This is a genomic window from Nitrosospira sp. Nsp11, assembly GCF_900142705.1.
In the GTDB taxonomy this organism is placed as follows: Bacteria; Pseudomonadota; Gammaproteobacteria; order Burkholderiales; family Nitrosomonadaceae; genus Nitrosospira.
Window position 1 is genome coordinate 1 of record NZ_FRBV01000012.1, and the last position, 20,140, is coordinate 20,140.

The window sequence follows — 20,140 nt, forward strand, 5'->3', positions numbered from 1 at the left end:
GTGACCAGCTTCAGCCAAGGTTTGACAACCATTTGTTCTCTCCTTTACTCCGTGTTGATTTGTTGTGTTCAATATCCAGACTTGAAACCATGATCGTCAAGCAATCAGGGCCTCTCCCTTGTCCGATATCTGTCTTTTCTGTAAAACCCCCAGGACTATCCCCAAGGCCTCCCTAAAACACCGCGTAGCCTAAACGTACAACTACTTTGTGTCAAGAAAATTGAGGGCGACGTAGCGAACAAATAAATTGTCCGCGCCTGTACAAATGATCTGTCCGAGCCTGTCATTCCGAAAAAAAGCGCGAACAAACGGCTGGAGTAGCCGCGAGAGATATGCAATACGAAGTTGGAAAAATCACAGGAGGAAAAAGATGCAAGTTTATAGGAAACGTTCAAGACCCGGACATTATCTCGTCGCCAGCCAGAATACGAAACCGGCCAGCACGCCAACCAATGAAATACATGCAATCAGCAGAATCTTTACCCGGACCCGAAAAACTTCGATAGCCTCAACGACAAGTGCATTCTGTTCGGCGAGCGATTTGATCAGCTCAGCAGACGACCTCTGTTCATTGCTCAATTCGATGATTTTTGCCTCTAACAGACGAACCCGTTTATCCAGCTTATCCGGATTAACCGACCCGTCGCCCATTGGCGAGCTTGAAGCCTCCGCAAAACTGCCCGGATCGGACTTTGCCGCGGAAAAAACCTGTTTCGCCGCTTTGACGATATGGGGCGCGGATTCCAGCACGCTTCCCCAGGGAATGATTTTTAACGCCGTTATCCAGATTGCCATTTTTAACCTCGCTCTCAATCACATCTGGCAATACCATGATTCGCCATGATTCGCGTAGAAGTTACATTCTGGACAATACCGCTGCAACTGTTTCACCAATGGCAGAAGGCGTCGGACAGATTGTGACACCAAGGTCTCTCAGCATAGCGACTTTTTCTGCCGCACTTTCGCCCGGAGATGAGATAATCGCGCCGGCATGCCCCATGCGACGACCTTCAGGTGCGGTCAAGCCCGCGATATAGGCAATCACCGGCTTGCTCATATGATCTCTGGCAAAAATACCGGCTTGAACTTCCTGCGGCCCCCCGATTTCGCCAATCATGACGACTACTTCGGTTTCAGGATCTTCTTCAAATTTTTCCAGGATATCACGATGGGAGCTGCCTATAATCGGATCTCCGCCAATGCCTACCGACGTAGATATGCCGATACCCAGAATCCTCATCTGGTCCGCTGCTTCATAACCTAGCGTTCCAGACCGCCCGATAACCCCGACTTTACCTTTCTTATAGATGTGCCCGGGCATGATCCCCAGCATTGACCGGCCTGGGCTGATCGTACCGGCACAATTCGGGCCTGTAAGCACCATTCTATCTTCGATAGAAAAACGCCGCAAAAAGTTCTTGACCGTCATCATATCCTGTGTGGGGATCCCGTCAGTAATAGCCGCACAATATCTGATACCGGCCTCCGCCGCTTCCATGATCGAGTCCGCTGCAAACGCGGGTGGCACAAATACGATGGTGGCGTCGGCGTCGACTTGTTCCACAGCTTCCTTTACCGTATTGAAGACGGGTAGACCCAGGTGTTGCTGTCCGCCCTTGCCGGGGGTTACGCCTCCCACCACGTTTGAACCGTAGTTGATCATGTCCTGCGCATGGAAAGTACCGGTTTTACCTGTAAAGCCCTGAATTATAATGCGTGTGTTTTCATCAATTAAAATAGCCATTTACATTCCTTTACATTCTTTCGCAATCACCTCATTACGGGCTTGGACAACTTTATCCGCAGCTTCCGCCAACGTTTTCGCCGTGATAATGGGGAGGCCGCTCTCAGCAATGATGCGCTGACCTTCCTCAACATTTGTACCTGATAAGCGCACAACCAGCGGGACTTTAATACCAATATTGTTTACGGCATGCACGACGCCTTCCGCGATCCAGTCGCAACGGTTGATCCCGGCAAATATATTGACCAATATTGCCTTAACCCCTTTATCGGCCAATACCAGACGAAAGGCTTTTTCTGTACGCTCAGCAGATGCACCCCCGCCAACGTCAAGAAAATTTGCTGGCTCTCCGCCAGCCAACTGAATCATATCCATGGTAGCCATGGCCAGACCGGCGCCGTTAATCACGCAACCGATGTCGCCATCCAGTCCGATATAACTCAGTCCTTGATCGCCAGCCGCCATCTCCCGCGGGTCTCCCTGAGTTTTATCGCGCAATTCAGCAACTTCATGACGTCGAAACAGGGCGTTGTCGTCAAAGCTCATTTTTGCATCCAGCGCGATGAGTTCGCCGCTAGCCGTAACAACCAGGGGGTTGATTTCCAGCATATTCGCGTCGAGATCGCGTAACGCGCGATAACAACCTTTTATCGTTTTGACAGCATGGGTTAATTGCGAAGCTTCCAACCCTAGCGCAAAAGCCATCTCCCGTGCTTGAAAATCCAGGAGACCGACAGAGGGCTCAATGTAAACTTTTTTTATGGCATCAGGATCTGTTTCAGCCAACTCCTCGATTTCCATTCCGCCTCGGGCAGAACCTATCATGACGACCCGCTCTGAACTCCGATCGATCAAAAAGCAAAGATAGATTTCTTTGGCAATTTGCGTCCCTGCTTCAACGTAAACCCTTGAGCAAATTTTACCCATCGGCCCGGTTTGATGAGTTATCAAATATTTTCCCAATAATTCTTCCGCAGCCGCTTTAACTTCATCATGCGTGTTGCAGATCTTGATACCACCGGCTTTACCGCGCGCTCCTGAATGAATTTGTGCTTTTACTACCCAAACATTCCCGTCAATTTCTCTAGCCCGCTGCACGCTTTCATCCGGGCTGTAAGCCAGACCGCCTTCCGCGATCTTAACGCCATATTTCGTCAGAATCTCTTTCGCCTGATATTCGTGTATATCCAAGATGCATCACCTTATTTTATTGTCAAATAGTTTTATCCGGTTATCTCATGAGGCTGTTCAGCAGAACAGACTACGCCAATCGATGAGAACCATGCCCGTCTTAACAAGTCCCGGTACGGAATTGATCATTTTTGAAGGCACGAAACCATCCGTGCGATGCTGCCAATCGAAACAGATCAAGATTCACGGGCGCCACCCCCTCAACGCTCTATCATACTGGGCAATGATGGCTGGAAACTGGCCATGTACAGATGGGACTTCGGTGCAGCTACTGTTTTCAATAGAAATGGTTTCCCGCAATTCCATAACCTGATAAATCAACGACCAACAAAGAAAAAGGCCGCTAAACGCGGCCTCGAAAGTGCATTACACGCCTTTGGCGCGCATTGCCTCCGCCATTTTGACTACGTTGTTGGCCATCCTTGCGGAAGCGGCGTCGATAAGTCGGCCATCCAATGCAGCTGCGCCTTTACCTTGAGCGGCCGCCTCTTTTAAAGCATCCAGAATTCGTTGTGCTTTTTCGATTTCCGCGGCAGGCGGCGTAAATACATCGTTGGCGAGTGCGACTTGAGAAGGATGGATAGCCCATTTGCCTTCACAACCTAATGCCGCAGCCCTTCTCGCCGCTAATTTGAAGCCATCCGGATCTTTTATATCACCAAACGGGCCATCGATAGGACGTAACCCAAAGGCACGGCACGCCACGGTCATGCGGCTAATGGCGGCATGCCATTGATCACCCGGGTAGTCCGGATTGAGCCCCCCAATATTTGTCGTCCTGGCGCGATTACTGGCAGCATAATCAGCCACCCCGAAATGTAGTGCTTCAAGGCGGCCTGTGGCGCCGTTACGTGCAATATCTTCTACATTTGCCATTCCTAAAGCGGTTTCGATCAACGCCTCAATACCAATTCTGTTTTTTAGCCCTTGTTGCATTTCCAGCTGGTTCAGCATGGCTTCAACCATATAGACATCAGAATAAACTCCTACCTTCGGAATTAATATGGTATCCACCTTATCGCCTGCTTTCTCAACCAGATCCACCACGTCGCGCACCATGAATTGCGTGTCCAGGCCATTTATGCGTACCGAGACGGTAATGCCGTGCGCTTTCCAATCCAGATCATTGAGCGCTTCGATAACGTTTTTGCGCGCGGTCAACTTGTCGTCGGGAGCAACCGCGTCTTCAAGATCGAGGAAGATGAAATCCGCGCCACTTTTCAACGCCTTTTCAAACATGCCGGGGTTCGAACCGGGAACAGCTAATTCGCAGCGTTGGATGCGCAAGACGGACGCTTCATATAATGTATGACTCATTAATCTTCCTGATAGAATTTAATTGATTTGGAGGCGGAGTTGGGGGGGAGCTGCGGTATTTTCAATGTTCAGCCGAGGTTGAACATTGCAACCTGGCCCCATTTTGTTGTTTATTGATAACTCGCCATTCTACTTTTGAAGATGGTAATGTCAATTTACTTTTAATAAATAGAGGAAATCATCGACCGGAGTCCAGGCAAGCATTAGATGGACCGTCAGTTCCACCGTATTTTTTCCGCGATTAAATACATTATGAATGAGCGCGTTCTGGCGCTATTGTTTTTGATATCTTGATACCGCGCGGTTATGCTCCGCCAAATCATTGGAGAAGTGCGATTCGCCCTTTCCTTTGCCGACAAAATAGAGCGCTTTCGTCGTGGCGGGATTGAATACAGCCTGAATGGAGGCCAGTCCCGGCAAAGCGATGGGCGTTGGCGGTAAGCCGCGGCGAGTATAAGTATTGTATTCCTGATCAGTTAAAAGGTCTTTTTTTCGGAGATTGCCATCAAATTTGTCACCAAGACCATAAATAACGGTGGGATCGGTTTGCAGCAGCATGTTTAGTCTCAACCGGTTGAGGAAAACACCAGCCACCAGGCCGCGATCACTTTCCTTTCCGGTTTCTTTTTCGACGATTGAAGCGAGAATCAAGGCCTCGTAGGGGCTTGCCAGCGGCAGATCTGCCGAGCGCTCGGCCCACGCTTTGGCCATATGGTTCTGCATCACGTGATAGGCGCGTTTCAAAATTGCCACGTCACTGCTGCCACGAGCAAAAAAATAGGTATCGGGAAAAAACAATCCTTCCGCTGCGGTTTCGGTTGCGCCGATCAGTTGCAGAATTTCGCCGCTGGTCAAACCGGCAGTGTCGTGCCGAAGAGCCGGATGCTCATCCAGCGTCTGCCTGAGCTGAGAAAAGGTCCAGCCTTCTATAAATCTGATCTCGGTCTGATTGATGTCACCACTGGTGATACGTTCAAGCAATTGCAGCGGCGAAATACTGCGACCAATCTCATAATCGCCCGCCTTGACCGATGATGCAACTCCCATTACCCGCGACAGCAAGACAAAGGACCACATGTCCGGCAAAATGCCTGCATCGGCTAATTGCTTTGCGATGCTTTTTAAACTGCTGCCCGGCTTGATGGAAAATTCGTAAGGGACCGTAGGGGGCTGAACGGGGACATTAAGTTGGTAAGCGAGCCATCCAGTGAACAGCAAGACTCCGGCAAAGGCAAGAAAGATCAAGCGTTTTAGCGTACGCAAAAGAACCTCTGAATAAGTCCATGAAGCGCTCGGCCGGCAGCTCGGTTGGCAAAATCGGGATGATCGCAAACGCGTGAAGCGAGCGAGGGAGGGCCAGGAGTATGACGGAGTGGATGGACCATTTTACCGTAACCGAAAGACAAGTAACTTACGGACGGCGTTGCCAGCTCGATGCCGAAAGGACACTCCTTGACGCTGCACGAGAGGTCCGCGAAGCACGATAGCAAATCTGGATGCGGTTGCCGGGCTTCTGGAGTTCGCTTTTCCCCCGGGATGGCGCCTGCTTCGAAAGGCATTACTCCACCTGCACGATCTGGCCCACTTTTATAGATTCCTTCGTTTATAGATTCCCTGGTTTAGATTCCTTAGCCGGGAAAATCAGGCTTTACGGAAAATGAGTGTACCATTTGTGCCGCCAAAGCCAAACGAGTTTGACATTGCCGCGTTAATTTCCATTTTCCGAGCGGTATTGGGAACGCAATCCAGATCACACTGGGGATCCTGATCGAAAATATTAATAGTGGGCGGCGCCACCTGGTGATATAAGGCCAAGGCGCTAAATATGGCTTCGATCCCGCCAGCGGCGCCGAGCAGATGTCCGGTCATCGATTTTGTAGAGTTCACTACAAGTTTTTTCGCGTGTTCGCCAAAGCAGCGCTTCACCGCGACAGTCTCCGCTATATCTCCCAATGGCGTCGAGGTGCCGTGCGCGTTGATATAGTCCACTTCTGTGGAATTCATCCCTGCATTTCTAAGTGCATTATTCATACAGCGCGCGGCACCTTCTCCATCTTCGGAGGGTGCTGTCATATGGTAGGCGTCCGCGCTCATGCCAAAGCCGGCTAGCTCAGCGTAAATTTTAGCGCCGCGACGTTTGGCATGCTCCAGTTCTTCCAGAACCAGGATCCCGGCGCCTTCCCCCAGAACAAAGCCATCCCGACCCTTGTCCCATGGCCGACTGGCGGTAACAGGATCGTCGTTGCGGGTCGACAGCGCCCGCGCCGAGGCAAAGCCGCCAATAGCCAGTGGCGTAACACATGACTCAGCACCACCCGCCACCATCACATCCACATCTCCATACTCGATCAGCCGAGCTGAGTCGCCGATGCAGTGGGTGGCGGTGGTACAGGCAGTGACAATGGCGAGATTCGGTCCTTTGAAGCCAAACATAATGGACAAGTTACCCGCAATCATGTTTATGATGGTGCTGGGAATGAAAAATGGAGAGATCTTGCGCGGACCGCCAGCGTGATAAACATCGTGCGTGGCCTCGATCATCGGTAAACCGCCGATGCCGGAACCGATATTGACACCAACACGCTCGGCATCAAGACGGGTACTGGCTATATCGTCAATACCTGCGTCCCGGACCGCCTGGATTGCTGCCGCCATACCGTAGTGAATGAAGATATCCATACGACGCGCGTCTTTAACGGAAAGATACTCCGTAACGTCAAAATCCTTTACTTCTCCAGCTATCTGAGAAGCAAATGCGGAAGCATCAAAACGAGTAATTCGTGTAATGCCGGATTTTCCAGCGAGAACGTTAGTCCACGCATCTGAGACGGTGTTACCGACAGGCGAAATCATGCCCAGTCCGGTGATAACTACCCTACGCTTGGACAAGGTGGCTCCGATTAGGATGTGCTTGAAGCAAAAATTAATTGCTGTGGGAATTGATGTAGTCGATAGCCTGCTGAACAGTATTGATTTTCTCTGCCTGTTCATCAGGGATTTCGCATTCGAATTCTTCTTCCAGTGCCATAACCAGCTCTACGGTGTCAAGCGAATCGGCACCCAGGTCATCCACAAAAGAAGATTCGCTCTTGACGTCGGCCTCATTCACTCCTAACTGCTCAGCCACTATTTTTTTTATACGCTGCTCTACATTTTCCATCTAAATACCTCTTCCGGTAAGAAAAACGCCGTCATTCTAGCAAGTTTTTGGCATTAATAAAATCTGAACGCTTTGAAGCTCAAAAGTAATCAACCTGGTTCATAAAGGGGTTTCCTTGGTAATTTACGGTTGAATGGCAAAAAATTTATGGATGCCCTATTAATCCATATACATTCCGCCATTCACATGAAGAGTTGCGCCGGTAATATACGCTGCGCTTGGCGACGCAATGAAAGCGACTGCAGAAGCGACTTCTTCCGGACGCCCCAATCTGCCCAGAGGGACTTGCTGGAGCAGAAGTTGCTGTTGTTTTTCGGTGAGAGAGCGTGTCATGTCAGTCTCTATGAAACCGGGTGCAATACAATTGACAGTAATATTGCGGCTACCCACTTCACGCGCTAAAGATTTGCTGAAGCCAGATATGCCGGCTTTGGCAGCGGCATAGTTAGCCTGACCCATATTGCCGGTAGAGCCTACTACAGAGGAGATATTGATTATGCGCCCATAACGGGCCCTCATCATGGCTCTAAGCACAGCGCGGCTCAAACGGAATACTGATTTGAGATCCGTTTCCATGATTTCATCCCATTCCTCATCTTTCATTCGAAGAAGTAAGTTGTCGCGAGTGATGCCGGCATTATTCACCAGGATTGCGATATCGCCAAATTCCTCTTGTACAGCTTTAAGAACGCTTTCAATCTGCGCAGCATCGTTTACGTTCAATATCATGCCCGCGCCCTTGAGGCCCGCCTCCTTGAGGTAGCCGCTAATGACCTGAGCCCCTCCCTCAGTGGTGGCGGTGCCTACCACAACGGCATCTTGTCTAGCCAGCTCAAGCGCAATGGCCCGCCCTATGCCCCGGCTGGCGCCAGTTACGAAAGCAATTTGATTTTGCAGCATTATTCTCCAGTTCGCCCAGTCAAATCAACAACGATAACCTCTGCGCTATAAAAGCCGCAAGGCTCATCAATGGTATTGCAACCTACAACAATATGTCGGCCGCATGGTGAAGCGCTACGCTATCGGCGAGCGCCAGGCTCTGCAAATTTGCATCTATGCGTTTATTAAGCCCAGACAGCACTTTTCCTGGCCCACACTCCACCACGTGGGTAACGCCGGAGGAAGCAAAAGAACGAACGGTTTCGGTCCAGCGCACCGGGCTGCATAATTGCCGTATCAGAATTTTTTTAATGCCTTCCGTATTTTCGTGCCGCTGCGCATCAGCATTATGCAACAGTGGAGTTTCCGGCGACTGGAGCATGAGCGGTTCTAACCGCTTATGCAGCTTGTCAGCCGCCAGGCTCATCAGGGAACAATGCGACGGTATGCTTACAGGCAACATCAGCGCCCGCTTTGCGCCTTTAGACCGGGCCAGTTCCATCCCGCGCAGCACCGCACTTTTGTGGCCGGCAATCACTATCTGCCCAGGTGAATTAAAATTTGCCGGCTCCAGCAATTCTCCACATGAAGAGTTTGTGATTTCGTCGCAAAGCGCTTCCACCACCTCATCGTCAAGTCCGAGAATTGCCGCCATGGCACCCGTACCTTCCGGTACGGCCTGTTGCATTACGTCAGCTCGAAAACGCACCAAGGGCAGCGCATCCGAAAAAGCCAGGGCGCCCGACGCCACCAGGGCGGTATATTCTCCCAAGCTATGGCCGGCCATGAGTACCGGGTTCACGTTCCCCAGGCTCCGCCAAGCTCGATACACCGCGATCCCGGCCATCAGCATCAGCGGTTGAGTATTAACCGTCAGATTAAGCTCATCGGACGAACCATCATTGACCAGCGTCCAAAAATCCTGCCCGAGCACAGAAGATGCTTCGTCAAAGGTTTCACGCACAACAGGAAAATCAGCATAACCTTTCATCATGCCTATTGATTGCGAGCCCTGCCCAGGAAAAACACATGCAAATTTTACGGAAGCAGTCATTGTTGCCCGCATTCATTTGAACAGAATCGGCTGATAATTCTTTGATATCTTTGGATGGGAGTAAAATCGGGATAATAGTGCCGTATTAAATTAGGGAATAGCATTCTTCTAGTGCCTTATTGCGACAAACAATAAAAGCGAGGGATAATCAGTTGGTAAAAACAAGCTTCTTGTGATTTACGCAGAGGTTAGCAGCTTCTACCATGAAATTAATACCGCTCCCCAGGTAAATCCTCCTCCTACACCCTCCAGCAGTACATGCTGACCGGATTGAATGCGGCCATCTCGGACGGCAACATCCAATGCCAACGGAATGGAGGCGGCTGAAGTATTGCCATGCTTGTCTAGCGTGGCAACCACCTTCTCCATTGGTATACCCAATTTTTTTGCAGTGGAAATAATGATACGGATATTAGCCTGGTGGGGAATCAACCAATCAATATCGGACACCTCCAGATTGTTTTCCGCCAAGGCCTCGCGTACCACATCTTCCAGAACTTTTATAGCAAATTTGAAGACTGCATTGCCTTCCATCATAACAAACGGGCTGCCTTGAATCCTGCCACGAGAAAAACTCCCAGGCGCCGTCAGAATATCTTTATAGCTTCCGTCCGCATGTAAGTGGCTTGAAATTATTCCCGGGCGATCGCTCCGGGTGAGTACAACAGCACCCGCGCCGTCGCCAAATAGCACGCAGGTACTGCGGTCGCTCCAGTCGAGTATGCGTGAGTAGACTTCGGCCCCTACGACCAAAGCCGTACGATATTTTCCTGCACGAATAAACATATCGGCGGTGGCAAGCGCATAGATAAAGCCGCTGCACACCGCCTGTACGTCAAATGCGGCGCAATCCTTCACACCGAGCTTATCCTGCAGAATGCAGGCTGTACTGGGAAAAATTACGTCCGGCGTGGTGGTGGCAACAATAATCAGATCGATCTCTCCAGCATCAACCTTCGCTGCCTTCATTGCTTCACGGCTGGCATTGAGCGCAAGATCGCTCGCCATCTGGTCATCCGTAGCGATGTGCCGCTGCGCGATACCGGTGCGACTGCGTATCCACTCGTCGCTGGTATCCACCATTTGCTCAAGATCACGATTGGTGAGAATTTTTTCAGGCAGATAGCTGCCCGTCCCGATAACCCTGGAGTACATCATGCGCGCTTCTCTTCTGCCAGGGGCCGAGGATATGAGGATGAGTTTTCCGGATGATGTGGCAGTTGCGCAACGCGTTCGCTGATGTGATTCAGCATTCCGCCGCGAACCTCATCCACCGCCCGGGCAATAGCAAAACCAAACGCGTGACTATCAGCCGAGCCATGGCTTTTAATGACGACCCCACGCAATCCCAGCAAGCTGGCGCCATTGTACCGGCGGTGATCCACTCGACGCTTGAATGCATTAATGACTGGCGAGGCAATGAGTCCCGCAAATTTCGTGAACAGATTGCGCCTGAATTCCTCACGCAAGTAAGTGGAAAGCATTTGCGCCACCCCTTCCGACGTTTTCAGGGCCACATTCCCCACGAATCCGTCGCACACAACCACATCAGTTGTTCCTTTATAAATGTCGTTACCCTCGATATTGCCGTAAAAATTAAGTCCGCTGTTACGTAGCAGCTCTGCTGCCCGCTTCACTACCTCGTTGCCCTTGATCTCTTCCTCGCCTATATTCAGCAAGCCGATGCTGGGCTTCTCGTTATTTTCCACGGAAGAAACCAACGTGGCCCCCATCAACCCGAATTGAAGCAGATGCTCCGCGTTACAATCCACATTGGCGCCTAAGTCGAGGACATATGTGTGTCCCTTTATGGTGGGCAATACCACAGCCAGAGCCGGTCGATCGATTCCAGGAAGTGTTTTCAGCACGAACCGGGAAGTTGCTATCAATGCGCCGGTGTTACCCGCGCTGACACACGCCTGTGCTTCACCGCTCTTTACCAGATTGATAGCAACTCGCATCGAGGAGTTTTTCTTGCCGCGTAACGCCAGCGCCGGCGACTCGTCCATGCCCACTACTTCACTTGCGGCCTGAATCCTCAACCGGGGGCCAAGTGCAGCCTTGGCGACGCGCAATTCAGCTTCGATAACGTCGGGCAGCCCTACCAGAATGATGTCACTTCCGGTGTTACGATGGAGATACTCGACGACTGCAGGAACCGTCACATGAGGGCCGTGATCGCCACCCATGCAGTCTACAGCTACGGTGATATTCAATTTTGGGACGCCCTTGAGATGGGGATAAATTTAATATCCCCTGAACGGCGGGGCGATTTAATCTCCTTTTGATTTGACGACCTTTCTGCCCCGGTAATAACCCGTCGGACTGATGTGGTGACGCAAATGTACTTCGCCAGTGCCGGGATCTACCGTCAACGGCGAACTGGTCAGAGAATCATGCGAACGGTGCATGCCGCGCTTGGATGGGGATTTCTTATTCTGTTGGACTGCCATGGTATTCAGCTCCTTAAATATATTTTCAATGCAGGTTTTTCAGTGCCGCCAGTGCAGCAAAAAGAGATCTTTCCCCTGCCGTGTCCTTACTATCCTGCTTGATCGAACATTCACTTTCCCCGTGACGTGGGGAAGTTGGCAAACTCAGGATTATTTCATCCTCAATCAGCGCCACAACATCCATGTCGGGGGTCGCCAGAACACACTCGACTGATTCATCTTCATCAAGGCGACACAGCTCATTTTCATTTTGCGCCAGCAGCAGATACGCCTGCAAATCCAGCACATATCCGTATTCCCCCAGACAACGCTGGCAACGGAGATTTATCGACCCCTGAACATCTATTTTCAGGAGCGGCCTGGCATTTATGTCCAGCGCGCCAGTAATCGCGTACTGCAACTCGCCGCCCCCGGACGTCAGATAATCCTGTAACCGCTCGAACTCGGACAGTGCGATTTTACCATGATGCGCTTCGGCATTACGGGCAAAATCGAGAGCATCAATGATGAGCCGTACCGCCATAGGAGTAGAAATCTTTTTTATAAAATGAAAATGTGAATATTCTCTTTTGCGTATCGCCCACTACGCTGCTTCAATTTCATCCGTCAATGCTGTTCAATTGATAAATTTGCGTATTTAAGATTAAAATCTCGCGGGCATGTATTCTTGTGTGCATGTATGTATACGGTATACGGCGCGCATAATATATTTTTTGCCTCTGAGTGTCAAAAACCTGATAAAGATAAACTTTGAAAACACAACAAATTGCCCAGCCACTTGTATTGGGATCCAGTTCCATATATCGCCACGAACTGCTTCGGCGCCTGCAAATTCCATTTGAAGTTTATAATCCGGAAATAGATGAAACTCCGCTGGCTGGAGAGAGTCCTGACACTACTGCCTTGCGCTTGGCGGCCGCAAAGACTCGCATGGTTGCCGTAAATTACCCTGGTGCCTTGATCATAGGCGCTGACCAGGTGGCGGTATTGGGAGGGATTCAACTCGGCAAACCACTCAATCATGCAAATGCCACCCAGCAGTTGCGCCTCATCCGCGGAAAAGAGGTAGTGTTTCATACTGCATTGAGCCTTCTTAATAGCGATAAAGACAATATGCAGATACGGCTCGTCTCGTCCCGCGTCAAATTCCGAAAATTAAGCGATCAGCAAATTGACAACTATCTCGATAGAGAACAGCCGTATCACTGCGCCGGAAGCGCCAAACTGGAAGGATTGGGGATAGCGCTGATCGAACATATAGTAAGCGAGGATCCCAGTGCACTGATTGGGTTACCGCTGATTGCACTGGTGGAAATGCTGACGCGCGAAGGGGTAGAGATAGTGTGAATTCCGGTACTCTCTATCTCATTCCCGCTCCCTTGGGCCCATGCGATATCACCTGGATAATCCCCCCCGCTGTCCGGCAATGCATAGCGGCGCTGGATCATTATATTGTCGAGCATCCAAAAACCGCGAGGCAATTTCTGAAACAAATCGGTTGCGTCCTGCCATTACAGCAAATCAGCATGCAGGTATTGGATGAACACACTCACGCCAGGGAATATGAAAAACTGCTTGCACCCCTCCTCGAAGGTAGCGACATCGGACTTTTGTCTGAAGCGGGTTCTCCGGCGGTGGCGGACCCTGGGGCGGGATTAGTGCGCCTTGCTCATCAAAAAAAAATCCGGGTGATGCCACTGGTAGGACCATCCTCCATACTGCTGGCTTTGATGTCGTCGGGATTGAACGGTCAGCGCTTCACTTTTCACGGTTACCTTCCCGTTGAAAATAACAGGCGCGCCAAAAAAATAGCTGAGCTGGAAAAAGATTCGATAACTGGCGATCAAACCCAGATATTTATCGAAACGCCATATCGCAACCAAAAGTTACTGGAATCTATTCTTTTTAACTGCCGCGATGACACTGCTCTTTGCATCGCCTGCAATCTGACCTTGACAAATGAATTCATTTCAACCAGAACAGTCAAAGAATGGAAACATACTTTACCCGATATTCATAATAAACCCGCTATCTTTTTGCTGCAGGGTTGACTGACAGGCAAAATTGTAATCACCGCAACCCTCCACCGATTCCCGTGGTAATCAGCGCCTCCGCCGCTACAGCGCCGAAACGGCGAGCGAGACGCTCGCTGAATCCTTCCCGGGTCGTGTAATCCACAATGCGTTCGGCCTTGATAATTTCCCGCGCGACGTAGTCCGCACTGCCCATTGCGTCGACGAGCCCCAGCTCTATGCTTTTTTCGCCCGTCCAGACGATGCCGCTGAATATCTCTGGCGTTTCCTTCAGGCGCACCCCCCTTCCCTCCTTCACCACCTGGATAAATTGTTCGTGGATATCGTTGAGCATTTTTTTGGCGTATTCCTCCTGGCTGGGGTTGGTAGGCGAAAAAGGATCAAGAAAGCCTTTGTTTTCCCCTGCCGTGAGCAACCGCCGTTCGACGCCAAGCTTTTCCATTGCGCCGGTAAAACCGAATCCGTTCATCAGCACGCCGATGGAACCGACCATACTGGCCTTGTCCACGTAAATTTTATCGGCGGCGACGGCGACATAATAACCACCGGATGCGCAGATATCTTCTACCACGGCATAAAGAGGAATTTCAGGATACTCGGCACGCAGACGGCGGATCTCATCATTGATGTAGCCCGCCTGTACCGGACTCCCCCCCGGGCTGTTGATACGCAGAATCACACCCTGCGTTTTTGCATCCTTGAATGCATGTTGCAAGCCGGCATTAATATTATCAGCGCTGCTAACGCTATCGGGGGAGATTACGCCCCGCAACTCGACCAGGGCAGTATGTTTACGGGACATGGACATATCGTCCCCACCGAACCAGCCAGAAAAGATGAATAACAAAATAAACAAATAGATAAATGTAAGCGACTTGAAAAATACGCTCCATTGACGCGCCTTGCGTTGTTCCTGCAAAGAAGACAGCGCTAATTTTTCAAGCACCTGCTTTTCCCAACCTTCGGTGCGATTTTCTGATTCTGAATCTGCCATGTTATTTCAACCCCTCAAATGAAGTGATATAGCGAACTGCGCGGAACCGGGCCTACCAAAAACGTTACGCTTTCTCATCTATTTCCGCAAACCCATACTTTTCCTCTTGCATGAGTCAGCGATAGAATCCTGGCAGGCTCCATCTGTCGAAAAAATCAGGTATATCGCTCCCGCCGAGCCTATTATGGGCACAAAGGGGTGGTATCGGCATCCAGCTCAAGCAAAAACTTGCTTAGATCTTCCGCCAGCGGCGCTTCAATACGAAGCTTTCTCCCGGTTACCGGATGCGTAACTTCGACTGTAAAGGCATGCAGGAACATGCGCTTGAGACCTCGTTCGGGACCGCGCTTCATCAACTCCCTGTTCAACGCGAAGTCTCCATACTTATCGTCGCCCGCAATGGGGAAACCCAGATGAGCGAGATGCACGCGAATTTGATGAGTACGGCCCGTTTTTAACTCCGCTTCCAACAAACTGAAATTCTTCCAGGATTTTTTCAGATTAAAAACGGTGTGAGCGCTCTTTCCCTCTTCGCTTCCCTTCCCCTCGGCGATCACCGCCACGCGCCGTTCGCCTGCGGGCGTCACGTATTTCTTGAGAAACAGCTTGACGCTTTGTCTTGTGTTGTGCCACTTGCCTTTTACCAGCGTCAGATATCGCTTTTCCATCATCCCTGCACGGATCACCCGGTGCAGTTCAACGAGCGCAGCCCGATTCTTGGCCAGGAGCAAAATCCCGGAAGTCTCCCTGTCGAGACGATGGACCAGTTCCAGAAATTTCCAATCGGGATGCTGAGCACGCAATTGCTCGATGACACCGAAACTTACGCCGCTGCCTCCATGTACCGCAACTCCCGCAGGTTTATTGATGACGACAAGGGCTTCATCCTCAAATAAAATTTCGAACGGAATAAACTGGCTTTCAGCTACTTTCTTTTTGAATGGAGAATTTCTTTCCGCCATCCTCACCGGCGGTATACGTACCATATCGCCCAGTTGAAGATGGCAATCCGCACCGATGCGCTTGCTGTTAAGTCGCACCTGCCCGCTCCGCAATAGCTGGTAGATATGACTTTTAGGCACGTTTTTAAGGCGCTTGATCAAGAAATTATCGATACGCTGGCCTTTACTGTCCTCGCCTATAATTTCTGTAACTGCCGGACTCAGAGGAAATTCTTTGCCTAAATCCTTAGTTCTACTTATACTTGTCAATTCGGGGTTCCAGCCTATCCTTTATCCGGTGCGTGAAGTGGCGCTGTTGATGGGATTTTTTCCGAGGTATAAGAGCCAATCCCGAAATCTGGTTAACGTCGCTCACCACTAAAGTAGCGATAGTAATGGATTTACGCGCTCGAAGCACACGTCGATTTCAGTTTTCAGTTTCGTAGCGCCCGCTTGCGGGCAGCCATAGTCGAAGCCTGATTGAAACTTAATTTCCTGGTTCTGCTTGTCAGAAAAGCAGGGCCACTGTGACAAGCCAGAGAAATAGTCATCTTACACCAGCAGCCCGACATACATGACAAAGTTGCCTGACTAAAAGCTCTCGTATACGCTGCGTCGGGGACTTTCCCCTTTGCGCGTAGGCTATCTACCCGTGACCAGAGCGCGGGGGGCATAAAATGAAACGCATGCTATTTAATGCGACACAGCCGGAAGAACTGCGTGTCGCCATTGTTGATGGTCAAAAGCTTATTGACCTCGACATTGAATCTGCCGGCAAGGAACAACGCAAGAGCAATATCTACAAAGCAGTTATTACCCGCCTTGAGCCGAGCCTCGAAGCCGCTTTTGTCGAGTACGGCGGCGAACGGCATGGCTTTCTGCCATTCAAGGAAATTTCCCGCTCCTATTTCAAGGAAAATGCAGACCCGGCACGCGTTCGCGTCCAGGATGCGCTTCGTGAAGGCCAGGAGCTCATTGTTCAGGTGGACAAGGACGAACGCGGAACCAAGGGAGCTGCACTAACCACCTATATTTCCCTGGCTGGTCGCTATCTGGTCCTGATGCCCAACAATCCTCGCGGCGGAGGCGTATCGCGCCGCATAGAGGGCGAAGACCGCGCGGAACTGCGTGATGTCATGGCGCAACTGAGCATTCCTTCCGGCATGAGCATTATAGCCCGTACTGCTGGAATAGGGCGAAGTGAAGAAGAATTGCAGTGGGATCTTAATTATCTGCTGCAACTGTGGCGTGCCATTGAAGATGCTTCCAGCAGCCAAAGCGGCGCTTTCCTGATTTATCAGGAAAGCAGCCTGGTAATCCGCGCCATACGAGATTACTTTCATCAGGAGATCGGCGAAATCCTGATTGATACTGAAAGTATCTACGAGCAGGCGTGCCAGTTCATGAGCCACGTCATGCCGGCCAATGTCAATCGGGTCAAGCTTTACCGCGACGATGTGCCGCTATTTTCGCGTTTTCAGATTGAGCACCAGATCGAAACCGCTTATTCGCGTCAAGTCACACTACCCTCGGGCGGTGCGATCGTTATTGATCATACAGAAGCGCTGGTGTCGGTTGACGTAAACTCGGCGCGCGCCACTCGCGGTTCGGATATCGAACAAACTGCGCTCAACACGAACCTGGAAGCCGCCGAAGAAATCGCTCGGCAACTGCGCCTGCGCGACCTGGGCGGACTCGTAGTCATTGACTTCATCGATATGGAAATCGCTCGTAACCAGCGTGAGGTGGAAAATCGGCTGCACGATGCGTTGCGTTATGACCGCGCACGCGTGCAGATGGGCAAGATTTCCCGTTTTGGTCTGCTTGAATTATCGCGTCAGCGCCTGCGTCCTTCGCTGGGTGAGAGTAGTTATATCTCCTGCCCGCGTTGCCACGGTACCGGACACATCCGCGGCACTGATTCCTCTGCATTGCATATTCTAAGGATAATTCAGGAAGAAGCGATGAAAGAGAATACCGCCGTGCTTCACGCTCAGGTACCAGTTGATGTAGCCACCTATCTACTAAATGAGAAGCGCGCGGAAATTCATGCAATCGAAGCCCGATTAAAGGTAAGCGTAGTACTGATTCCGAACATTCATCTCGAAACGCCAAACTACAACATCACCCGCTTGCGTCATGACGATGTGAAACTGGGTGAAATTCAAACCAGCTATCAAATGGTGGAGAAACCGGCCACCGAAATTGCGTTACCGTCAGCTGCGCAAGAGGCCAAGCCGGCACGGCAACAAGCTGCCGTCCGAGGTATTACTCCGCCGCAACCCGCTCCGATACGTGAGCGTAAATCTCATCATGAACCTGAGCAGCTTTCTTTTCTGGATAGAATATTCAGCTGGTTCAAACAGATGGGCGTGGCAGAAAACAATGTGCGGCCAGAACAGATAAAGACCGGCCTGCAACGAGCAGAGCGCGGCCGTGGCCGTCGAGAGCGCGGGCGCGAAGCGCGCGATGTTGAGCACGAAAAAACACCGCGAGTCACTCAGCGTGGGCGCGACGATCGTGGTGAGCATGGCAGTGAAGCCGCTAATGCATCGAGTCTTACCCGAGACGCTGCGCCTCAACGTGGGGAACGTAGTGATGGGAAGTTGCAGAGTGAGCGGCCCATTCAAAAAAAGCATCCGCGACCACCACGCGAAGAGAAGATCCGAACCGACCTCAAGCCGCGGCCAGAAGAACAGCCGGTGGCTGAAGAGACTTTGCAGCAGGTCGAAGATGGTGGCCGCCGCAGACGTCGTGGTGGGAGACAGCGTGATCGAGGTGACCGCACCGAGCGGGCATCCCATGAAAATAAACAGCCAGCGGTAGCAGATTCTCACACCCAGCACGCTGACCAAGCGGCGCGTGAAGAAAGCCCTGTTCCGGAAGCCCTTTCCGCATCAACACAAGAGGCGTCGGCGCTCATCCTTACCCTTCCTCCTCTGCAAGCGGCGGAGGCACCTTCGGAGTCAACGGGCAGTCCTCATCCTGAATCATTGCATGAGGATGAAAACATGCCGGTAAATATGCCCGTGATGGCCCAGCCAGTGTCGGCAGTGCCGACCTCGGCCTTACCTGTTCCGATAGTGCCTGAGCCGGAAACAGAGCAGGATAAACAGCAAACCGTTCAGGTGCCTGCTCATGAGCCTATCAAGGAACTGGCGACCGTAAGCCCACCCGCCTCTATCACAACCATGCGGGAACCGTCTCCGGATGAAATTGAAATTGGCAAAACAAACAATGAAACTGCCGCGGCCGAAATCGAGGTTATGGCTCCTGTATCAGAACGGGAAGAAACCCGATTGCCTCAACGATCGGATGTAATCGAACCGTTGAACCTGGTCGCGAGTGGATTGATCATGATCGAAACACAACCGGACAAGATAAAAACGGCTGAAGCCGAGGCGGCAACAGAATCAGCGCTACCGCAGCGGCGGCGGAAAAGAACGCCTCCTCCTCCGGTAGTGAACCAGGACGAACCGTTGGTGCAAGTCGAAACGCATAAATAGGAATCGATATTTGCAAAAGATAAAAGGCGGGACAGAACACTCCCGCCTTTTTACTGCACCTGCGAAGTACTGGTTCAGGCGTCATTCTCTAGCCTCTGTCGGACTTAAAGGAAATCGACTACAAAGCGTCTGGCCGGTTCATATTTCGCCGCGATTCTTCAAGCCCACAGAGGCTGCCAGCTATTTTTCACCACGAACCCGGATGAGCAATCCGCGTCCCGCTTCCTCGACCAAATTCAGTACGTGTTCGAAACCCTGATTTCCTCCAAAATAAGGATCAGGCACCTCCTCCACGCCTTCCGAATACCGCTCACTGTATTGCATCAGCAACCCAAGCTTATGGCTGTATTGGGGCGGACATTCTCGTTCGAGTATGGCCAGATTGGCCTTATCCATCGCCAGAATATAGTCAAAAACCTCAAAATCCGTTTCATCCACCTGACGGGCGCGCAACCCGGTTGCGTCATAGCCTCGCTGCGCCGCCGCTTTCTGAGCGCGCGCGTCCGGCGGTGCACCGATATGATAATCATGCGTACCGGCAGAATCGATGTGGATGGCGTTCTCAAAGCCGGCAGCGGTAACTTGATGTCTGAAGACAACCTCCGCAGTGGGAGAGCGACAAATATTGCCCATGCAAACAAACAGAACACGAGTCTTGGTATTTTTTCCTCTGTTCATAATAATCAACAATACCTCCTTGTGTCCCTATTCCCTTACCCGAACATAATATTATAATACATCGCAATATCAAGTATTACCGGTGCTGTCGAGCAAGTTGAAGAATCGATATTCTCTATCTCTGCAATAGCGAACTTTCGAACAAGTGCGACGGCGAAGCGTTCCGGTCCACTGACCTGATAACTGAACC

Annotated in this window: 19 protein-coding genes; 3 read left to right on the forward strand and 16 right to left on the reverse strand. The window is 51.1% G+C overall.

Annotated features, from left to right (window positions below; genetic code table 11):
* Positions 1-405: 405 nt before the first annotated feature.
* The 13 genes from BUA28_RS11865 to BUA28_RS11925 all read right to left on the reverse strand — a co-directional run bounded on the left by BUA28_RS11865 (position 406) and on the right by BUA28_RS11925 (position 12,321).
* Positions 406-795, reverse strand: coding sequence for a hypothetical protein (locus BUA28_RS11865; protein ID WP_072768336.1), 390 nt, complete (start codon positions 793-795; stop codon positions 406-408).
* A 61-nt stretch (positions 796-856) separates the two neighbouring features.
* Positions 857-1,744: a succinate--CoA ligase subunit alpha gene (gene sucD, locus BUA28_RS11870; protein ID WP_072768337.1), complete on the reverse strand. Its 888-nt coding sequence runs from the start codon at positions 1,742-1,744 to the stop codon at positions 857-859.
* Entirely contained in the window at positions 1,745-2,935 is a 1,191-nt protein-coding gene (locus tag BUA28_RS11875) for a malate--CoA ligase subunit beta (protein WP_072768338.1), read from the reverse strand.
* Positions 2,936-3,301: 366 nt separating this feature from the next.
* Positions 3,302-4,252, reverse strand: coding sequence for an HpcH/HpaI aldolase/citrate lyase family protein (locus BUA28_RS11880; RefSeq protein ID WP_072768339.1), 951 nt, complete (start codon positions 4,250-4,252; stop codon positions 3,302-3,304).
* Positions 4,253-4,525: 273 nt separating this feature from the next.
* The gene (gene mltG / locus BUA28_RS11885) at positions 4,526-5,515 is read right to left on the reverse strand and encodes an endolytic transglycosylase MltG (protein ID WP_072768340.1); all 990 of its coding nucleotides are present in this window, start codon (positions 5,513-5,515) and stop codon (positions 4,526-4,528) included.
* A 378-nt stretch (positions 5,516-5,893) separates the two neighbouring features.
* Positions 5,894-7,141 carry a beta-ketoacyl-ACP synthase II gene (gene fabF / locus BUA28_RS11890; RefSeq protein WP_072768341.1) on the reverse strand — a complete coding sequence of 416 codons (1,248 nt, stop codon included), beginning with the start codon at positions 7,139-7,141 and terminating at the stop codon, positions 5,894-5,896.
* 34 nt (positions 7,142-7,175) lie between these two features.
* Entirely contained in the window at positions 7,176-7,412 is a 237-nt protein-coding gene (acpP, locus tag BUA28_RS11895; RefSeq protein WP_011380423.1) for an acyl carrier protein, read from the reverse strand.
* Positions 7,413-7,571: 159 nt separating this feature from the next.
* Positions 7,572-8,312 (reverse strand): 3-oxoacyl-ACP reductase FabG, encoded by a 741-nt coding sequence (fabG, locus tag BUA28_RS11900; RefSeq protein ID WP_178298029.1) that lies wholly within the window; start codon positions 8,310-8,312, stop codon positions 7,572-7,574.
* Between the two features lie 82 nt (positions 8,313-8,394).
* Positions 8,395-9,345, reverse strand: a complete 951-nt coding sequence (gene fabD / locus BUA28_RS11905) for an ACP S-malonyltransferase (protein ID WP_072768343.1) — start codon at positions 9,343-9,345, stop codon at positions 8,395-8,397.
* A 198-nt stretch (positions 9,346-9,543) separates the two neighbouring features.
* Entirely contained in the window at positions 9,544-10,503 is a 960-nt protein-coding gene (locus tag BUA28_RS11910) for a beta-ketoacyl-ACP synthase III (RefSeq protein WP_072768344.1), read from the reverse strand.
* Positions 10,500-11,561, reverse strand: a complete 1,062-nt coding sequence (plsX, locus tag BUA28_RS11915; RefSeq protein ID WP_072768345.1) for a phosphate acyltransferase PlsX — start codon at positions 11,559-11,561, stop codon at positions 10,500-10,502. The genes BUA28_RS11910 and plsX overlap by 4 nt, the downstream gene beginning before the upstream one ends.
* A 57-nt stretch (positions 11,562-11,618) precedes the next feature.
* Positions 11,619-11,798 carry a 50S ribosomal protein L32 gene (gene rpmF, locus BUA28_RS11920; RefSeq protein WP_072768346.1) on the reverse strand — a complete coding sequence of 60 codons (180 nt, stop codon included), beginning with the start codon at positions 11,796-11,798 and terminating at the stop codon, positions 11,619-11,621.
* Between the two features lie 25 nt (positions 11,799-11,823).
* Positions 11,824-12,321 carry a YceD family protein gene (locus BUA28_RS11925; RefSeq protein WP_072768347.1) on the reverse strand — a complete coding sequence of 166 codons (498 nt, stop codon included), beginning with the start codon at positions 12,319-12,321 and terminating at the stop codon, positions 11,824-11,826.
* Positions 12,322-12,548: 227 nt separating this feature from the next.
* Between BUA28_RS11925 and BUA28_RS11930 the strand changes: the two genes are divergently transcribed.
* Positions 12,549-13,145, forward strand: a complete 597-nt coding sequence (locus tag BUA28_RS11930) for a Maf family protein (RefSeq protein ID WP_178298031.1) — start codon at positions 12,549-12,551, stop codon at positions 13,143-13,145.
* Positions 13,142-13,849, forward strand: a complete 708-nt coding sequence (locus BUA28_RS11935) for an SAM-dependent methyltransferase (protein WP_072768348.1) — start codon at positions 13,142-13,144, stop codon at positions 13,847-13,849. Before BUA28_RS11930 ends, BUA28_RS11935 begins: the two co-directional genes overlap by 4 nt.
* 19 nt (positions 13,850-13,868) lie before the next feature.
* On the opposite strand, the gene BUA28_RS11940 is transcribed toward BUA28_RS11935, so the two are convergent.
* Both BUA28_RS11940 and BUA28_RS11945 read right to left on the reverse strand, forming a co-directional pair.
* On the reverse strand, positions 13,869-14,825 hold the full coding sequence (locus BUA28_RS11940; RefSeq protein ID WP_072768349.1) for a S49 family peptidase: 957 nt from the start codon (positions 14,823-14,825) through the stop codon (positions 13,869-13,871).
* 182 nt (positions 14,826-15,007) lie between these two features.
* The gene (locus BUA28_RS11945) at positions 15,008-16,027 is read right to left on the reverse strand and encodes an RluA family pseudouridine synthase (RefSeq protein WP_256598314.1); all 1,020 of its coding nucleotides are present in this window, start codon (positions 16,025-16,027) and stop codon (positions 15,008-15,010) included.
* Positions 16,028-16,443: 416 nt separating this feature from the next.
* On the opposite strand from BUA28_RS11945, the gene BUA28_RS11950 reads away from it, so the two are divergent.
* A complete protein-coding gene (locus BUA28_RS11950; protein ID WP_072768351.1) occupies positions 16,444-19,272 on the forward strand; it encodes an Rne/Rng family ribonuclease in 2,829 nt (942 codons plus the stop codon).
* Positions 19,273-19,452: 180 nt separating this feature from the next.
* On the opposite strand, the gene BUA28_RS11955 is transcribed toward BUA28_RS11950, so the two are convergent.
* Complete coding sequence (locus BUA28_RS11955; RefSeq protein ID WP_072768352.1) at positions 19,453-19,950, reverse strand: low molecular weight protein-tyrosine-phosphatase; 498 nt, start codon at positions 19,948-19,950, stop codon at positions 19,453-19,455.
* Positions 19,951-20,140 lie beyond the last annotated feature (190 nt).